The 18941-nt window shown below is 53.2% G+C and carries 14 protein-coding genes; 11 read left to right on the forward strand and 3 right to left on the reverse strand.

Going from position 1 to position 18941, the window contains the following annotated elements:
• Positions 1-12: 12 nt before the first annotated feature.
• From recQ to ACTHSA_RS08120, 7 genes are all read left to right on the forward strand, one after another.
• Entirely contained in the window at positions 13-2322 is a 2310-nt protein-coding gene (gene recQ, locus ACTHSA_RS08090) for a DNA helicase RecQ (protein WP_070624890.1), read from the forward strand.
• 223 nt (positions 2323-2545) lie between these two features.
• Complete coding sequence (locus tag ACTHSA_RS08095; RefSeq protein ID WP_070624891.1) at positions 2546-2995, forward strand: HvfX family Cu-binding RiPP maturation protein; 450 nt, start codon at positions 2546-2548, stop codon at positions 2993-2995.
• Positions 2996-3093: 98 nt separating this feature from the next.
• The gene (locus ACTHSA_RS08100) at positions 3094-3366 is read left to right on the forward strand and encodes a hypothetical protein (protein WP_049333024.1); all 273 of its coding nucleotides are present in this window, start codon (positions 3094-3096) and stop codon (positions 3364-3366) included.
• An 86-nt stretch (positions 3367-3452) separates the two neighbouring features.
• On the forward strand, positions 3453-4295 hold the full coding sequence (locus ACTHSA_RS08105) for an HvfB family MNIO-type RiPP peptide maturase (RefSeq protein WP_440366970.1): 843 nt from the start codon (positions 3453-3455) through the stop codon (positions 4293-4295).
• The gene (locus tag ACTHSA_RS08110; protein WP_440366968.1) at positions 4285-4971 is read left to right on the forward strand and encodes an HvfC family RiPP maturation protein; all 687 of its coding nucleotides are present in this window, start codon (positions 4285-4287) and stop codon (positions 4969-4971) included. Before ACTHSA_RS08105 ends, ACTHSA_RS08110 begins: the two co-directional genes overlap by 11 nt.
• Before the next feature lie 142 nt (positions 4972-5113).
• A complete protein-coding gene (locus ACTHSA_RS08115) occupies positions 5114-5692 on the forward strand; it encodes a sigma-70 family RNA polymerase sigma factor (protein WP_070837220.1) in 579 nt (192 codons plus the stop codon).
• A 12-nt stretch (positions 5693-5704) separates the two neighbouring features.
• Positions 5705-5878, forward strand: coding sequence for a hypothetical protein (locus ACTHSA_RS08120; protein ID WP_003747841.1), 174 nt, complete (start codon positions 5705-5707; stop codon positions 5876-5878).
• Between the two features lie 239 nt (positions 5879-6117).
• On the opposite strand, the gene ACTHSA_RS08125 is transcribed toward ACTHSA_RS08120, so the two are convergent.
• Both ACTHSA_RS08125 and ACTHSA_RS08130 read right to left on the reverse strand, forming a co-directional pair.
• A complete protein-coding gene (locus tag ACTHSA_RS08125; protein ID WP_070624896.1) occupies positions 6118-10266 on the reverse strand; it encodes a translocation/assembly module TamB domain-containing protein in 4149 nt (1382 codons plus the stop codon).
• 80 nt (positions 10267-10346) lie between these two features.
• Entirely contained in the window at positions 10347-12188 is a 1842-nt protein-coding gene (locus ACTHSA_RS08130; RefSeq protein WP_070624898.1) for an autotransporter assembly complex protein TamA, read from the reverse strand.
• Between the two features lie 447 nt (positions 12189-12635).
• Here ACTHSA_RS08130 and sstT point away from each other — a divergent pair, with 447 nt between their 5' ends.
• Both sstT and ACTHSA_RS08140 read left to right on the forward strand, forming a co-directional pair.
• Positions 12636-13859, forward strand: a complete 1224-nt coding sequence (gene sstT / locus ACTHSA_RS08135; RefSeq protein WP_004519145.1) for a serine/threonine transporter SstT — start codon at positions 12636-12638, stop codon at positions 13857-13859.
• Between the two features lie 227 nt (positions 13860-14086).
• Positions 14087-15943, forward strand: coding sequence for an ABC transporter ATP-binding protein (locus ACTHSA_RS08140; RefSeq protein ID WP_004519144.1), 1857 nt, complete (start codon positions 14087-14089; stop codon positions 15941-15943).
• A 113-nt stretch (positions 15944-16056) separates the two neighbouring features.
• Here the strand turns inward: ACTHSA_RS08140 and ACTHSA_RS08145 are convergent, their stop codons facing one another.
• The gene (locus ACTHSA_RS08145; protein ID WP_003686578.1) at positions 16057-16785 is read right to left on the reverse strand and encodes a TIGR00730 family Rossman fold protein; all 729 of its coding nucleotides are present in this window, start codon (positions 16783-16785) and stop codon (positions 16057-16059) included.
• A 141-nt stretch (positions 16786-16926) separates the two neighbouring features.
• Between ACTHSA_RS08145 and truC the strand changes: the two genes are divergently transcribed.
• Together truC and prfB are read left to right on the forward strand one after the other, a co-directional pair.
• On the forward strand, positions 16927-17643 hold the full coding sequence (gene truC / locus ACTHSA_RS08150) for a tRNA pseudouridine(65) synthase TruC (RefSeq protein WP_070624900.1): 717 nt from the start codon (positions 16927-16929) through the stop codon (positions 17641-17643).
• A 97-nt stretch (positions 17644-17740) separates the two neighbouring features.
• Positions 17741-18844, forward strand: a complete 1104-nt coding sequence (gene prfB, locus ACTHSA_RS08155; RefSeq protein WP_070624902.1) for a peptide chain release factor 2 — start codon at positions 17741-17743, stop codon at positions 18842-18844.
• Positions 18845-18941 lie beyond the last annotated feature (97 nt).

Genomic DNA, 18941 nt, shown 5'->3' on the forward strand with positions numbered 1-18941 from the left:
TACGGAACCATTATGCTTCAGCCGACCTCCAAACAGATTTTGCACGAAGTATTCGGTTATCCCGAATTTCGTGGCAAGCAGGAGGCTATCGTCAATGCTTTGGCCGGCGGCGAGAGTTTGATGGTGCTGATGCCGACGGGCGGGGGCAAGTCTTTGTGTTACCAGATTCCGGCGCTGATGCGCGAAGGCGTGGCGGTTGTCGTATCGCCGCTGATTGCGCTGATGAACGACCAAGTAGCCAGCCTGCATGTGGCCGGGATTGAAGCGGCGGCAGTCAACAGCAGCACATCGGCAGATGAGGCGCGCGAGATTGCCGACAAGCTTGCCCAAGGCCGTCTGAAACTGCTTTATGTCGCACCAGAACGCTTGGTTACCGACCGCTTTTTGCGTTTTCTCGACCAACAAACCGTCAGCCTGTTTGCCATTGATGAGGCGCATTGCGTCAGCCAATGGGGACACGATTTCCGCCCCGAATATCAACAGCTCGGCATGCTTGCCGAACGCTATCCGAACGTCCCGCGCATCGCCCTGACCGCTACCGCCGATGCGGCCACGCGCGCCGACATCAAGCATTATCTACACTTGGACAATGCGCCCGAATTTATTTCCAGCTTTGACCGCCCGAATATTTATTATCAGGTTATCGAAAAAAATAATGGTAAAAAACAATTACTGGATTTCATCCGCAAGCAGATGCATGGGCAAAGCGGCATTGTGTATTGTTTAAGTCGCAAAAAAGTCGAGGATGTGGCGCAGTTTTTGTGTGAAAATGGCTTGGAGGCGATTCCGTATCATGCCGGTTTGAGCATGGACGTGCGCGAGGAAAACCAACGCCGCTTTACGCATGAAGACAATATTATCGTGGTGGCGACCGTGGCGTTCGGCATGGGCATAGACAAACCCGACGTGCGCTTTGTCGCCCATCTCGATATGCCCCAAAGTGTCGAACATTTCTATCAGGAATCGGGGCGCGCCGGCCGGGACGGTCTGCCTGCCGTGAGCTGGCTGTGTTACGGCTTGAACGATTGGGTGTTGCTGCGCGAACGGATTGCCGAAGGCAACAGCGACGAGGTGCAAAAGCAAATCGAAATGCAAAAACTCGATGCCATGCTTTCCGTCTGCGAAACCGCCGCCTGCCGCCGCGTACTGCTGCTCAAACATTTCGGCGAAGAATCCGAACCCTGCGGCCATTGCGACAACTGCCTGCATCCGCCCGTGCGGTTTGACGGCACGGTGTTGGTGCAAAAATTACTCAGCTGCGTGTACCGCGCCGGACAACGCTTTGCCGCCGGTTACATCACCAACCTTTTACGCGGTAAAAGCGACGATTGGATACTGCGCAACGGCCATGACAAGTTATCCACATTCGGCATCGGCAGCGAACAGACTGACAAGGAATGGCGCAGTGTCATCCGCCAGTGCATCAGCTTGGGCTATCTCACCGTCAACGTCGAGCAGCATCAAGCCTTGCAGCTGACCGAAGCGGCCAAAAAAGTCCTCAAGGGCGAAACCGAAGTCATGTTGCGTCCCCTGCGCCGCGAAAAAACGGCCACCCAAAAGCCGAAAGACGATTGGTTGCGCACCGAGCGCGAAGAGCGTTTGTGGCAGGCATTGCGCCAATGGCGTCAACAACGCGCCCAGGCGGAGGAAGTACCGGCCTATGTGGTTTGCGGCGACAAAACCCTGCGCGATATTGTCGAAAAAATGCCCCGAAGTTTGGAAGATTTACATCAAATCTACGGCCTGGGTGAGGCGAAAATCAATAAATTCGGTTTGGAGATACTCGACGTTTGCGAAACGGCTGAAGCCGGTACGGTTTCCACAGACAGTACACAAGTTATCCACAGCTTGGGCGAGCGCGAACAGGCCTTAAAACAGGCTTTGGAAACTTGGCGCGAGCAGCAGGCAAGTGCTGATCAAGTAACGCTGGGTACGGTATTCTCCAACGAAAGCATGGACGACTTACTGACCAATACGCCTGCCGAACCCATCGACCTTTTAGGCGTGTATAAACTCGGCGAAAAACGTATCGAACAATACGGCGAGGGCATTTTAAACATCTGCCGCCCGTTTTCAGACGGCCTGAGCGAAGAGGACAAACGCAAACGCCGCTTGATGCGCCGTCTGCTTCAGTGGAACATCGATACTGCCCGCCATGAAGGCCTCGAAGCTTATCAGATATGCAGCAAAGTTACCCTGCGCGCCATTGCCGCCCGACGGCCGCAAGATTTGGCGGAGCTGGCGGAAATCCACGGCATGAATGAGGAAAAAACCGACAAATACGGCGCGGAAATTGTCGAATTGTGCAAACAAGCGGATTAATGGATTGCAATTATCATCAAAGGCCGTCTGAAACCCAATCAAACATGGTGTTTCAGACGGCCTTTTTGAATTTTTAATCTTTATAAAACAATGAATAAGAAAATATCTTCATTTGTTTTGTCAGTTTTTTAAAGCTGCCGCGTCTAAACAGGCATGAAAAATGGGATGGTGCCGATGGATTTTTCGTCCCATCCCATTCGACACACATCGATTAGGAAAATAAATGAACACCTCATCCAACCCCTCTTGGCAGGCTGCTTTCGGTTTGTTGGCACTCAGGCTTTTTGCCGCGTATGAATTTCTTGAATCCGGCTTGGAAAAATGGAACGGGGAAAACTGGTTTGCAGAAATAAACAGTCAATTTCCCTTTCCGTTCAATTTGTTTCCGGATACGGTCAACTGGAATTTGGCCATGTGGGCGGAACTGGTTTTGCCTGCGCTGCTCATCGTCGGCTTGGCAACGCGGCTGTCTGCGCTGGGATTGATGGTTGTAACGGTTGTCGCATGGTCTGCGGTACATGCCGGCTTGGGTTACAATGTGTGCGACAACGGTTATAAAATGGCACTGATTTATTTGGTGGTTTTATTTCCTGTCCTATTGCAGGGCGCAGGCCGTCTGTCTTTGGATGCACTGCTGAAGAAACGCTGTTGCCGCATCAAGCATTTTCTTTAAGGATTATCTTTAAGGATTAATGGTCGCGGGCCGACTTTAAATGCCCGATATTATCCCTTGATTTGTTTTAAAACCCATATTTTAAAAAGGAAGTTGAAATGAAAAAAAATGTAGCTGCTGCTTTGGCCGGTGCACTGTCCCTGTCTTTGGCTGCCGGTGTTGTTGCCGCTGATAAAGCCGCCAGCGACGTGGCCGTTGAGAAAACTGTTAAAGCTGCCGAAGGTACTTGCGGCGCCGCTGCCAAAGCCGGTGAAGGTTCTTGCGGCGCAGCCATGAAAAAAGCACACGCCAAAAAAGGCAAAGCATCTAAAGCCAAAGCTGCCAAAGTAGTAGAAGGCAAATGCGGCGAAGGTAAATGCGGTTCTAAATAATCCTGCAACATACCTTTAACAAAGTCGCATTTTATAAACGAAAATGCGACTTTGTCGTTCATACGGCACCATAACAGGACATCACTATGATTCAACACGCAGGCTTGGGCTACCGCCGCGACTTGGCGGAAGACTTCCTCTCGCTTTCAGACGACAGCCCGATACGCTTTATCGAAGCCGCCCCCGAAAATTGGCTGAAAATGGGCGGCAGGGCGCGCAAACAGTTTGACCGCGTGGCGGAACGGCTGCCGCTGGCGTTGCACGGATTATCCATGTCGCTGGGCGGACAAGCCCCGTTGGATACCGCCTTGATAGACGGAATCAAAGAAATGATGCGCCGTTATGATTGCACGTTTTTCTCCGATCATTTGAGCTACTGCCATGATGGTGGTCATCTTTACGATTTGTTGCCACTGCCTTTCACTGAAGAAATGGTGCAACATACCGCGCGCCGTATCCGCGAAGTGCAAGACCGGTTGGGCTGCCGTATTGCCGTAGAAAACACGTCCTACTACCTGCATTCTCCGCTTGCCGAGATGAACGAAGTTGAGTTCCTCAACGCGGTTGCCCGTGAAGCCGACTGCGGCATTCATTTGGATGTAAACAATATTTACGTCAACGCCGTCAATCACGGCCTGTTGTCGCCTGAAGCCTTTTTGGAAAATGTGGATGCAGGGCGCGTGTGCTATATCCATATTGCCGGACATGATGTGGAAACGCCGGAATTGTTGATTGATACCCACGGCGCGGCGGTATTGCCGACCGTTTGGGATTTGCTCGAACTGGCCTATGCCAAGCTGCCGACGATTCCGCCTACTCTGTTGGAACGCGATTTCAATTTTCCGCCTTTTGGCGAACTCGAAGCCGAGGTCGCCAAAATCGCCGACTATCAAACGCGTGCCGGAAAGGAATACCGCCGTGCAGCCTGAAACCTCCGCTCAATACCAACACCGATTTGCCCAAGCCATACGCGAAGGCGAAGCCGCAGACGGATTGCCGCAAGACCGCTTAAACGTCTATATCCGCCTGATACGCAACAATATTCACAGCTTTATCGACCGCTGCTATACCGAAACGCTGCAATATTTTGACAGCGAAGAATGGGGCCGTCTGAAAGAAGGTTTCGTCCGCGATGCGCGCCCCCAAACGCCCTATTTTCAAGAAATTCCCGGCGAGTTCCTCCAATATTGCCAAAGCCTGCCGCTTTCAGACGACCTCTTGGCATTGATGGACTTTGAACATACCCAGCTGCTTGCCGAAACCGCTCAGACCGACAGCCGAACAACCTATGCCGATTCAGACGATTTGGCGCACACCCTTTCTCCCGCCGCCTTTGTGCGCCGTTATCAGTATGACGTGACGGACGAATTGCAGGAGGCGGAAACTGCTGTTTTGGTGTGGCGTGATAAGGAAGACGACGTGATGTATCAAACGCTCGACGATTTCGACGCCTTATTGCTGGAAACGCTGGCAGAGACGCCCACTTCCCTAAACGGCCTGCAAACCATGCTGGCAGAGTTCATGCCGTCTGAAAACGCTTGGCAGGACGCATTAAGGCAAAAATGGACGGATTGGCTGGAACAGGGCATTTTGGTTGCGGCATAAATCAAGGCCGTCTGAAACGGGCGCAGTCGGTTTCGGCGAAACAAAAATACTACTGAAATCGTTTATAGATTCAATCGCATGCTCTTGCCGTATCAGCGTAAAATCAGAAGCATATTGATCATTCCTTTCATACTGATACATTATGGCCCTACCCGAACTGACCGATGCCGAGCTTGCCGAATCTCGCAAACTGTTGCTGCGCTTTGCCCATATCCAGCTGCCCGACCGCCCCGATTTGGCGGAAGACCTCGTACAGGAAACCATGCTTTCCGCCTACCGCGCGGCCGAGGGTTTTAAAGGCGGCGCCCAAGTGAGCAGCTGGCTGTTTGCAATCTTAAAAAACAAAATTACCGACTGCCTGCGCCAAATCGGGCGGCAACGCCAAGTTTTCGTCACGCGCGACGAAGAAGCTTTGGATGAAGCCTTTGAAGGACATTTTGCCGCTGACGGGCATTGGACGGACGAAGGACAGCCTCAGGGTTGGGACTCGCCCGAAGCCAGTTTGAACAATAAAGAGTTCTATCAAGTTTTGCAGACCTGCCTCTACCATCTGCCGGAAAACACCGCCCGCGTGTTTACCATGAAAGAGATTCTCGGTTTTTCAAGCGATGAAATCCGCGAGCAATGCGGCATCAGCCATGCCAACTACCACACCATCATGCACCGCGCTCGTGAAACTTTGCGCCAGTGTTTGCAAATCAAATGGTTCTCCCATGTCTGACAGGAAAATGCCATGAAAAAATGCCGCAAAATAACCGATCTGATTTCCAAACAGCAAGACCAAGTGCGTCTCAGTCTTTTTAACCGCATTGCCCTTGCCGTGCACCTGTCGCTCTGTCCCCGTTGCCGCGAATATAAGAAACAGCTCGCATTAATCAGCAACGCCATGCATAAGATGTTTCGATGATTCAAAAAAGGCCGTCTGAAACCTACCCCTGTCCGTTTCAGACGGCCTTTTTGTGTCCGCTTGATTTATCGCTAATCTTGAATAAGCCGTGGCTGGCCGCTCACTTTTTTAGTTGCCTTTATTTTCAAACTTGCGCCGTTGGCCTTTGTCTTTTGAGGCATGGGAGAAAGATTCTAATACGGTAGAACAAGATAAAGGCCGTCTGAAAGATGAATTTCAGACGGCCTTTTTCACGGCTTTTAGTGTTGTTCTTCCGGCTCGGGTTCGTCTTTGCCGAACCAGTTGTCAAAGCGGATGGTGTATTTCAATTCGCCGCCGGATGAGCGTGTGCCGATGCGGGCAATGGCTTGGATGGCGCGGGTCAGTTGGTACACGAGTTTGACGGATTGTTCGGCGCTGGAGATGCCATATTCGTAACCTACGTAGAGGTTGTTGGTGAGCTGTTTGCCGACGGTCAGGACTTGTTCGGCAGGGTTGAGCTCGCCGGTTTGGGCGTTGCGGCTGCGTTTGCTGGTAAAGCCCAAATCATCGACAAGGCCGATGCGGTCGTTGACTTGACCGGCAAGCAATGCGCTGGCGGCGGCGGAGAGTGTGGCGTTGTCGCCGTCGCTGCCGCTGCTGGCACGGTTGAGGATGAGCCAGGAGAGTTTGTCTTTTTCGCTCATGGCTTCTTTGGCAACTAGGGTTACGCGCGGATTGGTGAGGCTGCCGAGAACTTCGACACCTGCGCCGACTGGGGAGAGGCGGCGTTCGGCACGGATGTTGAGGTTCGGATCGGTCAGTGGGCCGACGAAGGAAACCGCGCCTTTGGTGATGTCGAGGTCTTGGCCGTAGGCTTTGTAACGGCCTTTGACAACGCGCACAGTGCCGACGCCTTGGACGGCTTCGCCCGGGCGGGACGTGATGGTTAGTTTGCCGCCGATGGTAACGTCTGCGCCGTAGCCGACAAAGCGGACATTGTCGTTGATGTTCAAGACAAGGTTCAGATTAATCGGCGTGGTGGCCGTTGCTTCTTTTTTGGTTTCGCCCAGTACAACCACGTCGTCATCGAGGGTCGGCATGGAGGATTTTTGCGAACCAAACCTGCCGTAGTCGGTGTTGAGCGTGCCGTTGAGCGAGACGCCTTTTTCCGGATTGTAGAGGACTTTGGCCGCGCCGGAGAGCTGCAGTTGGCGGTTTGGACGCGAGAGGGTGCGGTATTTGTCGAAGACGATGTCCACGTCGACATCGGGGTTGGCGTTGGCAAGGTTGACCGCGCCTTTGAGCTCAATCGTGCCGCCACGGTGGAATTTGAGGCTGTCGATTACCCATTTTTGACCCTGCAGGCGCGAACGCAATACGCCGTTGTCGAGAATCAGGCCTTGGGTTTGATGGCGGTAATAGAGGTTGTCGCCGTTAATCAGGCCGCTCAGTTGCGGATCATTCAGACGGCCTGCCAAGCTGACGGCGGCGTTCAGACGGCCTTTGAGGGTTTGGCCGACGGGCAGGAAGTTGCGGAAGACTTCGAGGTTGGCGACGTTCAGGTTGAGTTTGCCGCTCAGGGGGGCGGTGTCGAAGCTGCTGCCCTGACCGATGTTGACGGTACCGTCGGCCCGGCCGTAATTGGTTTGGAGGTCGAGGTTGCTGTTGACGGTAGGCGAACCGAGTCGGCCGCCGATGGTGGCGGTCGCGTTCAGACGGCCTGCAATGCCTTGGGCTGTGGCCGGCATAAAGAATTTGAGCGAGCCCAAATCGGGAACGCTGATATTGACCTTGCCGCTGACGGGGGCGTTGTTGATGTTGTTGCCGAACTGTTGGGCGATGCCGAGCGTGCCGTCAACTTTGCCGAAGCGGGTGTTGCCTTCCAGCGTGCTGTCGATGCGGCCGTTTTGGAAACGGGTGCGCAGGGCGAGCGCGGAAAGTCCCAAAGGCTGTTTGTTTTTCGGGTCTTTGCTCGGCAGGATGATGTCGCCGCTTTGACGGCTGATGTTGAGGAAGCCGCGCGCGTTTTGACTGTACGCCAAATCCCAGTCACCGCCCAAGACGAGGTTGTGTTCGATGGGCGGGGTATAGAAGTTGTGCAATTCGGTAATGTGCAGATTTTGCGCGCTGCCTTTGCTGGTAATGCCGGCTTTTTTGTCCCAAACGAAATTTTGCAGGTTGAGGCTGCCGCCCATGGCCGCCCAGCGTGCACTGCTGAGGGAGACGCGTTCGCTGCCGGCTTCGAGGTTGAGGCGGTTTTGCAGTTTGAGGTTGAATGCGCCGCTGATGTCGAGCGTGTCGACCGTGCCTTTCCATTGGGTTTGGTCTTTGTTGAGGCCGCCGGCGGCGTCGAGGTCGAGCTTATAGCGTTTGTTGTCCACCGCCATGTTGCTGTTGCCGCGGATGTGGTGGTGCGAGCCTGTGCCGCTGATGAGCAGGTTGACGTTGTCGATCATGGCCGCGCCGCCGGAGACGGCGATGTGTTCGCCTTTGATGTCGGCACTCAACGGACGGTTGGTGTCGGGCGAACCTTTGAGCTTGAAGTCGAGGGTGCGAATGTTGACGGCATCAGCGACTTTGAAGTTGCGCGCTTCGCCGTTCAAATCGGCTTCAAGGGTTTTGAGGCCGTCTGAAAAACTGCCGGAGATGTAGCCGTGCGCGTTGAGCAGGCCGCCCAAGCCGAAGCCGAAACGCGACAAATCGGGGGCGGTAATGTTGAGGTTGAGGCGGTCGCCTTTTTTGCCGAAGCTGCCGTTGGTTTTGATGACGTTGCTGCCGAGGGTCAGGTCGGTCAGGGCGCGCGAGAGGTGTTTGTTTTCATAGGCGACGTCGGCTTTGCCGCTGAGCGGAACGCCGTTGAGCGTACTCGGTGCAAACTGCATTTTGCCAGCGAATTTTTCTTGCGCCAGTATGCCGGTCAAGTTGATGTTGCCGTTGACGCTGCCTTGCGGAAGCTGCGGATCGATGCGCGCAGGGTTGAAGGCTTTGCTGACGATGTCCAGTTGCAGTTTGCGGTCTTTGAAGAGTTCGAGCGAGCCTTTGGCGTTGAGTTCGCCGCCGTTTTGCGGAACCAGACGGACTTTGTCGAGCTTGAGTGTGCGCTGGCCGAGCTGTTTGTCGGTTTGGAAAAACAGCATGCCGTCTGTGCGCGCAAATCCGCTGTCGAGATTCCAGTTGACGACGGGGGAGGAGGTTTCGCCTTTGACGTCGATGCTGCCATTCAGACGGCCTGCGATGTTTTGACGGACAAAGTCGTCCGCGCCGGTATTGTTGATGCCCAGTGCGAGTTTGAGCTGGTCTTGGGCGGTGTCGATAGAGCCGGATACATCAATGCTGCCGTCTTTGAGCAGGCCGACGCCGATGTCTTCGATTTTGACCGTGCCTTTGTCGTCGACGATGAATTCGCCGAGGATGCGTTTGACGGGGATATGGTTTTCATCGGCAAAACCGGCTTGGTCGTTTTCCAAGTCAATCGAGCCTTCCAGTGCAACGCCGTCTGTAAAGGACGGAATGGTGGTGGCATCGAAATTCAGACGTGCTTTGGGCAGGGTGGGCAGGAAGGCCTGCGGATTGATGTTGGAACCTTTAACCAGGATTTCGCCGACGGTTTCGTTGAGGCTGTCGGCGAATGGGTGGATGGTGGATTGGGCAGACAAATGAACGTTGTCGCCGTCGAGCAGCAGGTCGGTGTACACGTCTTGCAGGCTGCCCCACAGGCGCACCGTGCCGTGTATGGTTTCGCCCTCAAGCTGGCCTTTGGTGTAGATGGCGGTATTGAGGACGTAAGGTTTGTTCAAACCGAGCACCACCGCGCCTGTCGAGCTGCTCCAGGGCGTATCGGCGGTTTTGATGTGGAGGCGGTGTTCTTTTTTGTCGTAATGATAGGCCGCGTGCAGATGGTCGAGATAGACGGTCTGCTTGTCAAAACGCTTGCCCACGCTGATTTTGCCGGTTTCCAAACGGTCGAGATAGGCGGTAACGGGCAAGTCTATGCTGTCGGGCAGGCCTTTTGACGGCTCTTCTTCTTTGGGCGGCGTGCGCTTGGTCACGATGGCGATGTCGCCGGCCACGACTTCGGTAATATGCAAAGACGGACGGAACAGCTCGGACGGTTTCCAATCAAAACGGAAGCTGCTGATTTTGATGTCCGCACCGTCTGTTTCAATCAACCATTTGTCGCCTTCAAAACCTTCAATCAGCGTGCCTTTCAGTGTGTCCGAAGAGATTTTGACGCCGAACCATGACGGGATTTTGTACAAACCGAAACGCAAACCCGATTCCGTACCGACCAGCCAGCCGATCGCGCCGGCGGAAACGGTCAATACGCCCAAGGCGGACAGGACAAAGCCGCGCAACAGGCGTTTTTTGCGCTTTGGCGGGGCGGGCTGTTGTTCAGACGGCGTGGAAGTGTTTGCAGTATCGGTCATGATATTTTTCTGTTTGTCTGTTGTTCAGACGGCCTGGAATGACTTAGGCCGTCTGAAAGAATGGATGGTGAGTATGTTTGTTAAAACCTTGTGCCCAAGCTGATGTGCCAGCGGATTTTTTTGTCGTGGTGGCCGTAGGCAATGTCGAAGGAGAACGGCGCAACCGGGCTAAACCAGCGCACGCCCAAACCGGTACCGTGTTTTAAGGTCATGTGTTTGAAGTTGCTTGTCGCATCGCCGACATCGTGGAAGATGGCGCCGGAGAAGCTTTTGGTGACCGGGAATTGATATTCGAGGCTGCCGACCACCAAGGCGCGTTGCGGCAGGACGGAGCCGTTGGGGCCGGTCAAGCCGATGCTGTCGAGTTCGTAACCGCGTACAGAAGTTGCGCCACCGGTGCGGAACATCAGGCTGGACGGCACTTCTTCGCCTTCGCGGGCATAAACGTAGCCTGCCTGTCCGCGTACGATGAATGTACCGATTTTTTTGTTTTCAGGTGTGAAGAAATAGCCTGCGCGTGCCGTAGCGCGTGCCATTTGGGTGGAGGAGAGGAATTTGCCCAAGGTCGAGCCGATTTTGCCGTCGAGGTAGTAGCCGTTTTGAGGATGCAGCTCGGTTTCGATGCTTTGCCGTTTCCATGAAGCGGTCAGCATGGTGGCATGGCTTCGGCCTAAATCGTAGCTGGTGTCGGGGACCTTGCGGTCTTCGGTAATGAATTCGAGGCCGAAGCGGGCATCGATATTGTTGCGGTCGCGGACATACCAAATGCCGCTGGACAGGGCGCGTTTTTCAAGGTTTTGCGTGGTCGAGCGGTTGTAGGAAACGTTGCTGGTCCAGTAGTTGCCGCGGTTGTTGCGCGGTTGGCTGATACCGGCGGCCAGCGTGGTTTCGTATTTGTCCATGTCCCAAACGATGGAACCGATGTAGCCTTTGTTAAAGAGGTTGTAATAGTCGTAGGCGATGCGGCCGCCGATTCCGTATTCGGAGTCGTAGCGGATACCGGTTTCCAGTTTGTGGCGTTTGACTTCGGTCACGTTGATTTTGACGGGAACGCGGTCGCCTTGCAGTTGATCGAAGTCGGCTTGTACGGACGCGCCGGAATAGTGGCCGTTTTGCTCGAGCGCCTGTTGCAGGTCGAGGATTTTGTCTAAGTCGTAAGGCGAACCGGGTTGGAAGCGCGCCATGCCGGAAACCACGCTCTCAGGGTAGCGGCGTGTGCCGGTAATTTGGAACTCGCCAAAGTAAATGGGGCGGTTGCTCTCTACGATGACGTTCAAATCGGCTTTTTGGGTATTGGGATTGATGGTGGCTTGGGTGGTAGTGAGTTTCGCCAAAGGGTATTTTTTGCGTGTTACCGCGCTGAGGACGGAGGTTTTACTTGCACTCCAGCCGTCTTGGTCGAAGTTTTCGCCAACGGGCTGTTGCCAGTTTTCCATCGCATTTTGGTAGTATTCGGCCAAGTTGTCGTCATTCAATACGTCGCCGAGGATGGCCACGCTGACGTTGTCGATTTTGGTGCGCGGGCCGGGGGTGACGTTGACGGTGTAGCTTTCACCGTGGTCTTGAATATTGACGTTGCTGTTGAAGTAGCCTTTGGTTCGGAGCATGGTTTTGACGTTGTCGGGCGCCTCTTCGGCAAGGAAGCCGACCTGCTCTTTGTCCAGCTCTTCGTCCTGCTGCTGGGTAATCAGCGGCAGGTATTCTTCAAGCATTTCTTTGACTTCGCTGTCTTGGGTGTCGATTTTGACGGGAAATTTGGGCTTGAGTTTGCCTGTTTGGTCGTCTTTGGGCTGCTTGGGCATTTCGGATTCGGGAATAGCCTCGTAGTCTTCCGCTTTGGGAACGGAAGTATCTACTGCCAACGCGTGTCCGTAGGCGAGCGCCAATGATGCAAATAAAACAGGGTAGGTCAGTTTGGTCATGATGTGTGTTCGACAGCGACAATTCTTCAGTTTGGGGATTTTAACATTATTTCTGCAAGGTTTCAGGCTATGGTTATAAACGGAAATTTAGCGCGATAATGTTGCAAAATGTAACGTAAGGGCGGATTTTGGTTTGTTTCTATCTGATTGTAATATTTATGTTTTTGTATTTTGATTGATGAAGTTGCCTTTGTATTCGGCCTTATGGCGCAGATTTCAGGCCGTCTGAAAGCAAGATATAGAGAAGTAAAGCAACGGTATGGGCATACTTTAAAGTAGGGTTTGAGCGGGTTTGACTGTATTTTTGGTATAAAGTGCCAACTGTGTCATAAATGCTAAACTTTAATGCTGTTTTTGTGAGGTGTGCATGAAAACCTCGCCGACAAATGATTTTTTATTTTAGAATGTAAGACTTTTTTAACATATCTTTAAATTGAAGGAACGGATATGGCAAGTGGCAATCCGCTTTTAAACGCGATCAACAGCGTCAGCCTGGTGGTACAAATCGCCATCGGCTTGGTTTTAGGTATTCTTGTGGGCGCAGTTGCGCCGCAAGTCGGTATCAGCGCAGGACTGCTGGGCAGCCTGTTTGTCGGTGCGCTTAAGGCTATCGCGCCGATTTTGGTATTTGTTTTGGTGACTGCTGCCATTGCGCAACACCAAAAAGGCAATCAGGCCCACATCAAACCGATTTTGATTTTGTATATTTTTGGTACGTTTGCAGCCGCTGTGGTGGCGGTTGTCGCCAGCATGGCATTCCCGACCACGCTGATTCTGCGTACGGCCGGCGATGTGTCCGTTGCGCCGCCTTCCGGCATTATCGAAGTGTTGAAAACGCTGCTGATGAATTTGGTGGCCAACCCGATTAACGCGCTGGCCAATGCCAACTATATCGGCATTTTGGCTTGGGCTTTGGTATTGGGCGCGGCTTTGCGCCATCACGGTTCGGATACGACCCGCCAAGTGGCGGCCGATTTGGCCGATACCGTTTCGACCGTTGTGAAATGGATTATCCGTTTTGCGCCGCTGGGTATTTTCGGCTTGGTGTCTTCTACCATTGCGGAAACCGGTTTTGAAGCGCTTGCCGGTTATATGCAGCTGTTGGCCGTATTGCTCGGCTGTATGCTGTTTATCGCTTTGGTGGTCAACCCGATTATTGTGTGGACGCAAATCCGCCGCAACCCTTTCCCGCTGGTGTTTACCTGCCTGCGTGAAAGTGGCGTGTATGCCTTCTTTACCCGTTCTTCCGCCGCCAATATCCCTGTGAATATGGCATTGGCGAAAAAACTGGGTTTGCACGAAGACACTTACTCCATCTCCATTCCATTGGGTGCGACCATCAATATGGCCGGTGCGGCAATCACCATTACCGTTTTGGCGATGGCTGCGGCGTACACGCAAGGCATTACGGTTGACTTCGCCACTGCCCTGCTGCTGAGCCTGGTGGCAACTGTCAGCGCGTGCGGTGCATCCGGTGTGGCCGGTGGCTCGTTGCTGCTGATTCCTTTGGCGTGCAGCCTGTTCGGTATCGATAACGATGTGGCCATGCAGGTGGTTGCCGTCGGCTTCATCATCGGCGTGATTCAAGACTCTGCAGAAACTGCGTTGAACTCTTCCACCGACGTTTTGTTTACTGCCGCTGCCGATTTGGGCCGTCAACGTAAAGAGTGATTTTTAAGGGCAACCTAAATTCAGCAAAGGCCGTCTGAAAACTTTCAGACGGCCTTTGTTTTATGCAAAGAAAATGGATTTTTAGATGGTCAAGCCGATAGATTGGTTTGATCGGACTGACGGTATCCGCTGTCATCAGTCGGATTTTTCCCGTAAAATACAGTCTTGAATGTATTTGAACACCTCTTTTCAGACGGCCTGACCGTCTTATCACATTTGTAAAAACAATGATTAAAAAAATATTCTCATGGTTCGAGTCCCGCATCGACCCTTATCCAGAAGCCGCGCCGAAAACGCCAGAAAAAGGGTTGTGGCGGTTTATTTGGAGCAACATTGAAGGCGTGCGCAAATGGATTGCCGTGTTGGCCGTATTTACGGTCGGTGTCGGCATCATGGAAGCCTTGATGTTCCAATTTATGGGCAAGGTGGTCGACTGGCTCGGCACTTATACGCCGCAAACGCTTTTTGTTGAAAAAGGCCATGCTTTAATCGGCATGATGGCCATGGTGGCATTTTTTGCCGTTTGGACCTTTTTCGCGTCCAGTGTGCGCCTGCAAACCCTGCAAGGCGTGTTCCCCATGCGCCTGCGCTGGAATTTCCACCGCCTGATGCTGGGTCAAAGCCTGGGCTTTTATCAGGACGAATTTGCAGGACGCGTGTCCGCCAAAGTGATGCAAACCGCGCTGGCGCTGCGCGATGTCGTGATGACCGTCGCCGATATGGTTGTGTATGTGCTGGTGTACTTCATCACTTCCGGCGTGATTCTGTCCTCATTCGATGCCTGGCTTATCGTGCCGTTTATCTGCTGGATGATTGGATTCGCGATGATTATGCGCTTCCTGATTCCCAAACTCGGCAAAACCGCTGCACGCCAAGCTGATGCGCGCTCGTTGATGACCGGCCGCATTACCGACGCCTATTCCAATATCGCTACTGTCAAACTCTTCTCCCACGGCGCACGCGAGGCCGCTTATGCCAAGCAGTCGATGGAAGAGTTTATGGTAACCGTCCATGCCCAAATGCGTTTGGCAACGCTGCTGCATACCTGCAGTTTTATCGTCAACAGCTCGCTGACCGTCGGTACGACCGCCTTGGGTATTTGGCTTTGGTATCACGGCCAAGTCGGCGTAGGCGCGGTAGCCACCGCCACGGCCATGGCATTGCGTGTGAACGGTTTGTCGCAATACATCATGTGGGAATCCGCCCGATTGTTTGAAAACATCGGTACCGTCAACGACGGCATGGCTACCCTGTCCAAACCCCACACCATCCTCGACAAACCGCAAGCCCTGCCGCTTAAAGTCACCCGAGGCGAAATCAAGTTTGATCACGTCGATTTCTCCTACGAAGCAGGCAAACCGCTCCTCAACGGCTTTAATCTGAACATCAAACCCGGCGAAAAAGTCGGCTTGATCGGCCGCAGCGGCGCGGGCAAATCCACCATCGTCAACCTGCTCCTGCGCTTTTACGAACCGCAAAGCGGCACGATTTCGATCGACGGCCAAAACGTGGACAGCGTTACCCAAGAAAGTCTGCGCGCCCAAATCGGTTTGGTGACGCAAGATACCTCCCTGCTGCACCGCTCCGTGCGCGACAACATTATCTACGGTCGTCCCGATGCGACCGAAGCCGAAATGATTTCTGCCGCCGAACGCGCCGAGGCCACCGGTTTTATTCCTAACTTAAGCGATGCCAAAGGCCGACGCGGCTATGATGCGCACGTTGGCGAACGCGGCGTGAAACTTTCCGGCGGCCAACGCCAACGCATCGCCATCGCCCGCGTTATGCTTAAAGACGCGCCGATTCTATTGCTTGACGAAGCCACCAGCGCGCTTGACTCCGAAGTCGAAGCCGCCATCCAAGAAAGCCTCGACAAAATGATGGAAGGCAAAACCGTGATTGCCATCGCCCACCGCCTCTCCACCATCGCTGCGATGGACCGCCTCATCGTCTTGGACAAAGGCCGCATCATCGAAGAAGGCAGCCACACCGAGTTGCTCGAGAAACAAGGCCTGTATGCCAAACTTTGGGCGCACCAAAGCGGCGGCTTCTTGAGTGAGCATGTCGAGTGGGAAAACAATTAAACGCTTTGAAAGAAGATAAAAGGCCGTCTGAAAACATTTTCAGACGGCCTTTATTAATGAAGCAAAGGGTAGGTGGGATAACCGCCCTTTTTTAGTTGAAACCTTTTAGTTGTTTACAGTCCCAGCGACCAAGCATTTTGGTGTTCGGACAAGTCTTCCAAGCGGTTTTCGTAATGGGCGAAGATTTCTTCGATAATCTCGTCTTCGTCGTCGATGACTCGGATCAGGTTCAAATCCTCTTCCAAAATCAGGTTTCTGCCCAGCAACTGCTCGCGTATCCAGTCCAACAAACCCGCCCAAAATGCTTTGCCCACTAAGATAATCGGGCGGTCGGGCGTTTTGCCGGTTTGCACCAAAGTCAGGCTTTCAAACAATTCGTCCAACGTGCCGAAACCGCCGGGCATGACGACATACGCCACGGCGTGTTTGACGAACATGACTTTGCGTGGGAAGAAGTGTTGGAATTTAATCGACAAATCCTGATACGGATTGGCTTTTTGCTCGTGCGGCAACACGATATTCAGCCCCACCGCCGGACTTGCGCCTGCAAACGCGCCTTTGTTGGCCGCTTCCATAATGCCCGGTCCGCCGCCGGAAATCACGGAAAATCCGGCATCCGACAGTTTACGTGCCAAGCGTAATGTGAATTCGTAGTCGGGATGGTTTTCAGGCGTACGCGCGCTGCCGTAAATGCTGACGGCTGGCTGAATGGCGCGTAACTCTTCGCCGGCTTCGACAAATTCAGAAATAATCTTCAAAACATGATACGACTCGCGCGCCTGAATATCGCGGCGGGTTTCGTCGGGCAGCATGGGTTTGGGCAGTTTTTTGAGCAGGCTCACGGCTTTTCCTTCGTGTTTTTATGTGCAGTATTGTAACCCGAAAGGAGCGGGCCGTCTGAAAGTTAGGTTTCGGCGGCAAGTGTACCTGCCACATTTTCAAAAGCCCGTTACAATATCTGCTTTTATTTTTACTGCTCCGCCATGCTCGATATTATCCACCGCGACAGCCGCACCATCGCCGTCAACAAACCTGCCGGAATGCTGGTGCACCGAAGCTGGTTAGACAAACATGAAACCCGTTTTGCCGTGCAGACCCTGCGCGACCAAATCGGGCAGCACGTCTATCCCGTCCACCGCCTGGACCGCCCGACTTCCGGCGTCTTGCTGTTTGCCCTCGATACGGAAGCCGCACGGTTATTGACGCAGCAGTTTGAAAATAAAACCATCGAAAAAACTTATTGGGCGATTGTTCGCGGTCATCTGCATTCAGACGGCCTGATTGATTACGCCCTCAAATATATGCCCGACAAAATTGCTGAAGCGCAGACCGAAGCCACATTGCAGGAAGCGCAAACCGCCTACCGCTGTCTGGCACAAACCGAGTTGCCGTTCCAATCCGCCCTGCGTTATCCGACCTCGCGTTATTCGTGGGCCGAACTCAAGCCGCATACCGGACGCAAGCACCAACTCCGCCGCCATATGAAACACATTTTCCACCCCATTGTCGGCGACACCAACTACGGCGATTTGCGCCAAAACCATGCCGTTGCCGAACATATCGGCACGCAACGCCTGATGTTGCACGCGCAGAGCCTCAGTTTTCAAAGCATAGAAGACGGCAGCCGGATTACTGTAAACGCGCCGATAGACAACGACTGGCGGCTTTGGATGGAAAAATTTAAAACCGAGGCAGTCTGAAAATCCAAACCGCACATTTTCAGACGGCCCGGTCATGGAAAAAAACGGGCAAATCCCTTACAATACGCCCCTAAAATTTTGAAAGAACACAAGAATCATGGAAGCCGAAGTAATCAACCAGCTTAACAACACCCTAAACGACTTGGAGAAGCGCAGCGAAGACATCCGCGTCTATATGGACTATCAAGGTAAAAAAGACCGCCTTGAAGAAGTCGTCGGCCTCTCCGAAGACCCGGAACTCTGGAACGACCCCAAACGCGCCCAAGAAATCGGCAAAGAGCGCAAAATCCTCGAAGGCATCGTGTTGACGCTCGACAACATCGCCACAGGCATCGAAGACAACCGAATGCTGATCGAAATGGCCGTCGAAGAAAACGATGAAGAAGGTTTCGCCGCCGTACAGGAAGATGTGGCCGGTTTGGAAAAACAAATGGCCGACCTCGAATTCAAACGAATGTTCAACCAGCCTGCCGACCCGAACAACTGCTTTATCGACATTACCGCAGGCGCGGGTGGTACTGAAGCGGAAGACTGGGCAGGCATGTTGTTCCGTATGTACAGCCGCTACGCCGAGCGCAAAGGCTTCAAAATCGAAATCCTTGAAGAAGACGACGGCGAAATCGCCGGTATCAACCGCGCTACCATCCGCGTGGAAGGTGAATACGCCTACGGCCTGCTGCGTACCGAAACCGGTGTCCACCGCTTGGTGCGCTACTCGCCGTTTGACTCGAACAACAAACGCCATACGTCATTTTCATCCGTGTTTGTTTACCCCGAAATCGACGACTCCATCGAAATCGAAATCAACCCAGCCGATTTGCGTATCGACACTTACCGCGCATCCGGTGCAGGCGGTCAGCACATTAACAAAACCGACTCCGCCGTGCGTATTACCCATGAGCCGACCGGTATCGTGGTTCAATGTCAAAACGACCGTTCGCAACACGCCAACAAAGCCGCCGCGATGGAAATGTTGAAATCCAAACTGTACGAATTGGAAATGCGCAAACGCAACGAAGAGAAACAGGCATTGGAAGACGGCAAGTCCGATGTGGGTTGGGGCAGCCAAATCCGTTCGTACGTTTTGGACTCCTCGCGCATTAAAGACTTGCGCACAGGCTACGAAGTCGGCAATACCAAAGCCGTATTGGACGGCGACTTGGACGGCTTCATCGAAGCCAGCCTGAAACAAGGCGTATAAACCGTAAAACATAAAATGCCGTCTGAAAGATTTCAGACGGCATTTTTCAGTTTGAAAGAAACAATATTTTGCAAATATTAAAACATGTTTTGCAAAT

This window comes from Neisseria sp. P0008.S002, from assembly GCF_051962805.1.
Classification (GTDB): domain Bacteria; phylum Pseudomonadota; class Gammaproteobacteria; order Burkholderiales; family Neisseriaceae; genus Neisseria; species Neisseria perflava.

Bases quoted from the DNA above. Each gene is read 5' to 3' on its own strand.
- ACTHSA_RS08130 (WP_070624898.1), bottom strand. From the start codon at position 12,188: ATGACCAAACTGACCTACCCTGTTTTATTTGCATCATTGGCGCTCGCC.
- sstT (WP_004519145.1), top strand. From the start codon at position 12,636: ATGGCAAGTGGCAATCCGCTTTTAAACGCGATCAACAGCGTCAGCCTG.
- truC (WP_070624900.1), top strand. From the start codon at position 16,927: ATGCTCGATATTATCCACCGCGACAGCCGCACCATCGCCGTCAACAAA.
- ACTHSA_RS08095 (WP_070624891.1), top strand. From the start codon at position 2,546: ATGAACACCTCATCCAACCCCTCTTGGCAGGCTGCTTTCGGTTTGTTG.
- prfB (WP_070624902.1), top strand. From the start codon at position 17,741: ATGGAAGCCGAAGTAATCAACCAGCTTAACAACACCCTAAACGACTTG.
- ACTHSA_RS08105 (WP_440366970.1), top strand. From the start codon at position 3,453: ATGATTCAACACGCAGGCTTGGGCTACCGCCGCGACTTGGCGGAAGAC.
- ACTHSA_RS08120 (WP_003747841.1), top strand. From the start codon at position 5,705: ATGAAAAAATGCCGCAAAATAACCGATCTGATTTCCAAACAGCAAGAC.
- ACTHSA_RS08140 (WP_004519144.1), top strand. From the start codon at position 14,087: ATGATTAAAAAAATATTCTCATGGTTCGAGTCCCGCATCGACCCTTAT.
- ACTHSA_RS08100 (WP_049333024.1), top strand. From the start codon at position 3,094: ATGAAAAAAAATGTAGCTGCTGCTTTGGCCGGTGCACTGTCCCTGTCT.
- ACTHSA_RS08125 (WP_070624896.1), bottom strand. From the start codon at position 10,266: ATGACCGATACTGCAAACACTTCCACGCCGTCTGAACAACAGCCCGCC.
- ACTHSA_RS08115 (WP_070837220.1), top strand. From the start codon at position 5,114: ATGGCCCTACCCGAACTGACCGATGCCGAGCTTGCCGAATCTCGCAAA.
- recQ (WP_070624890.1), top strand. From the start codon at position 13: ATGCTTCAGCCGACCTCCAAACAGATTTTGCACGAAGTATTCGGTTAT.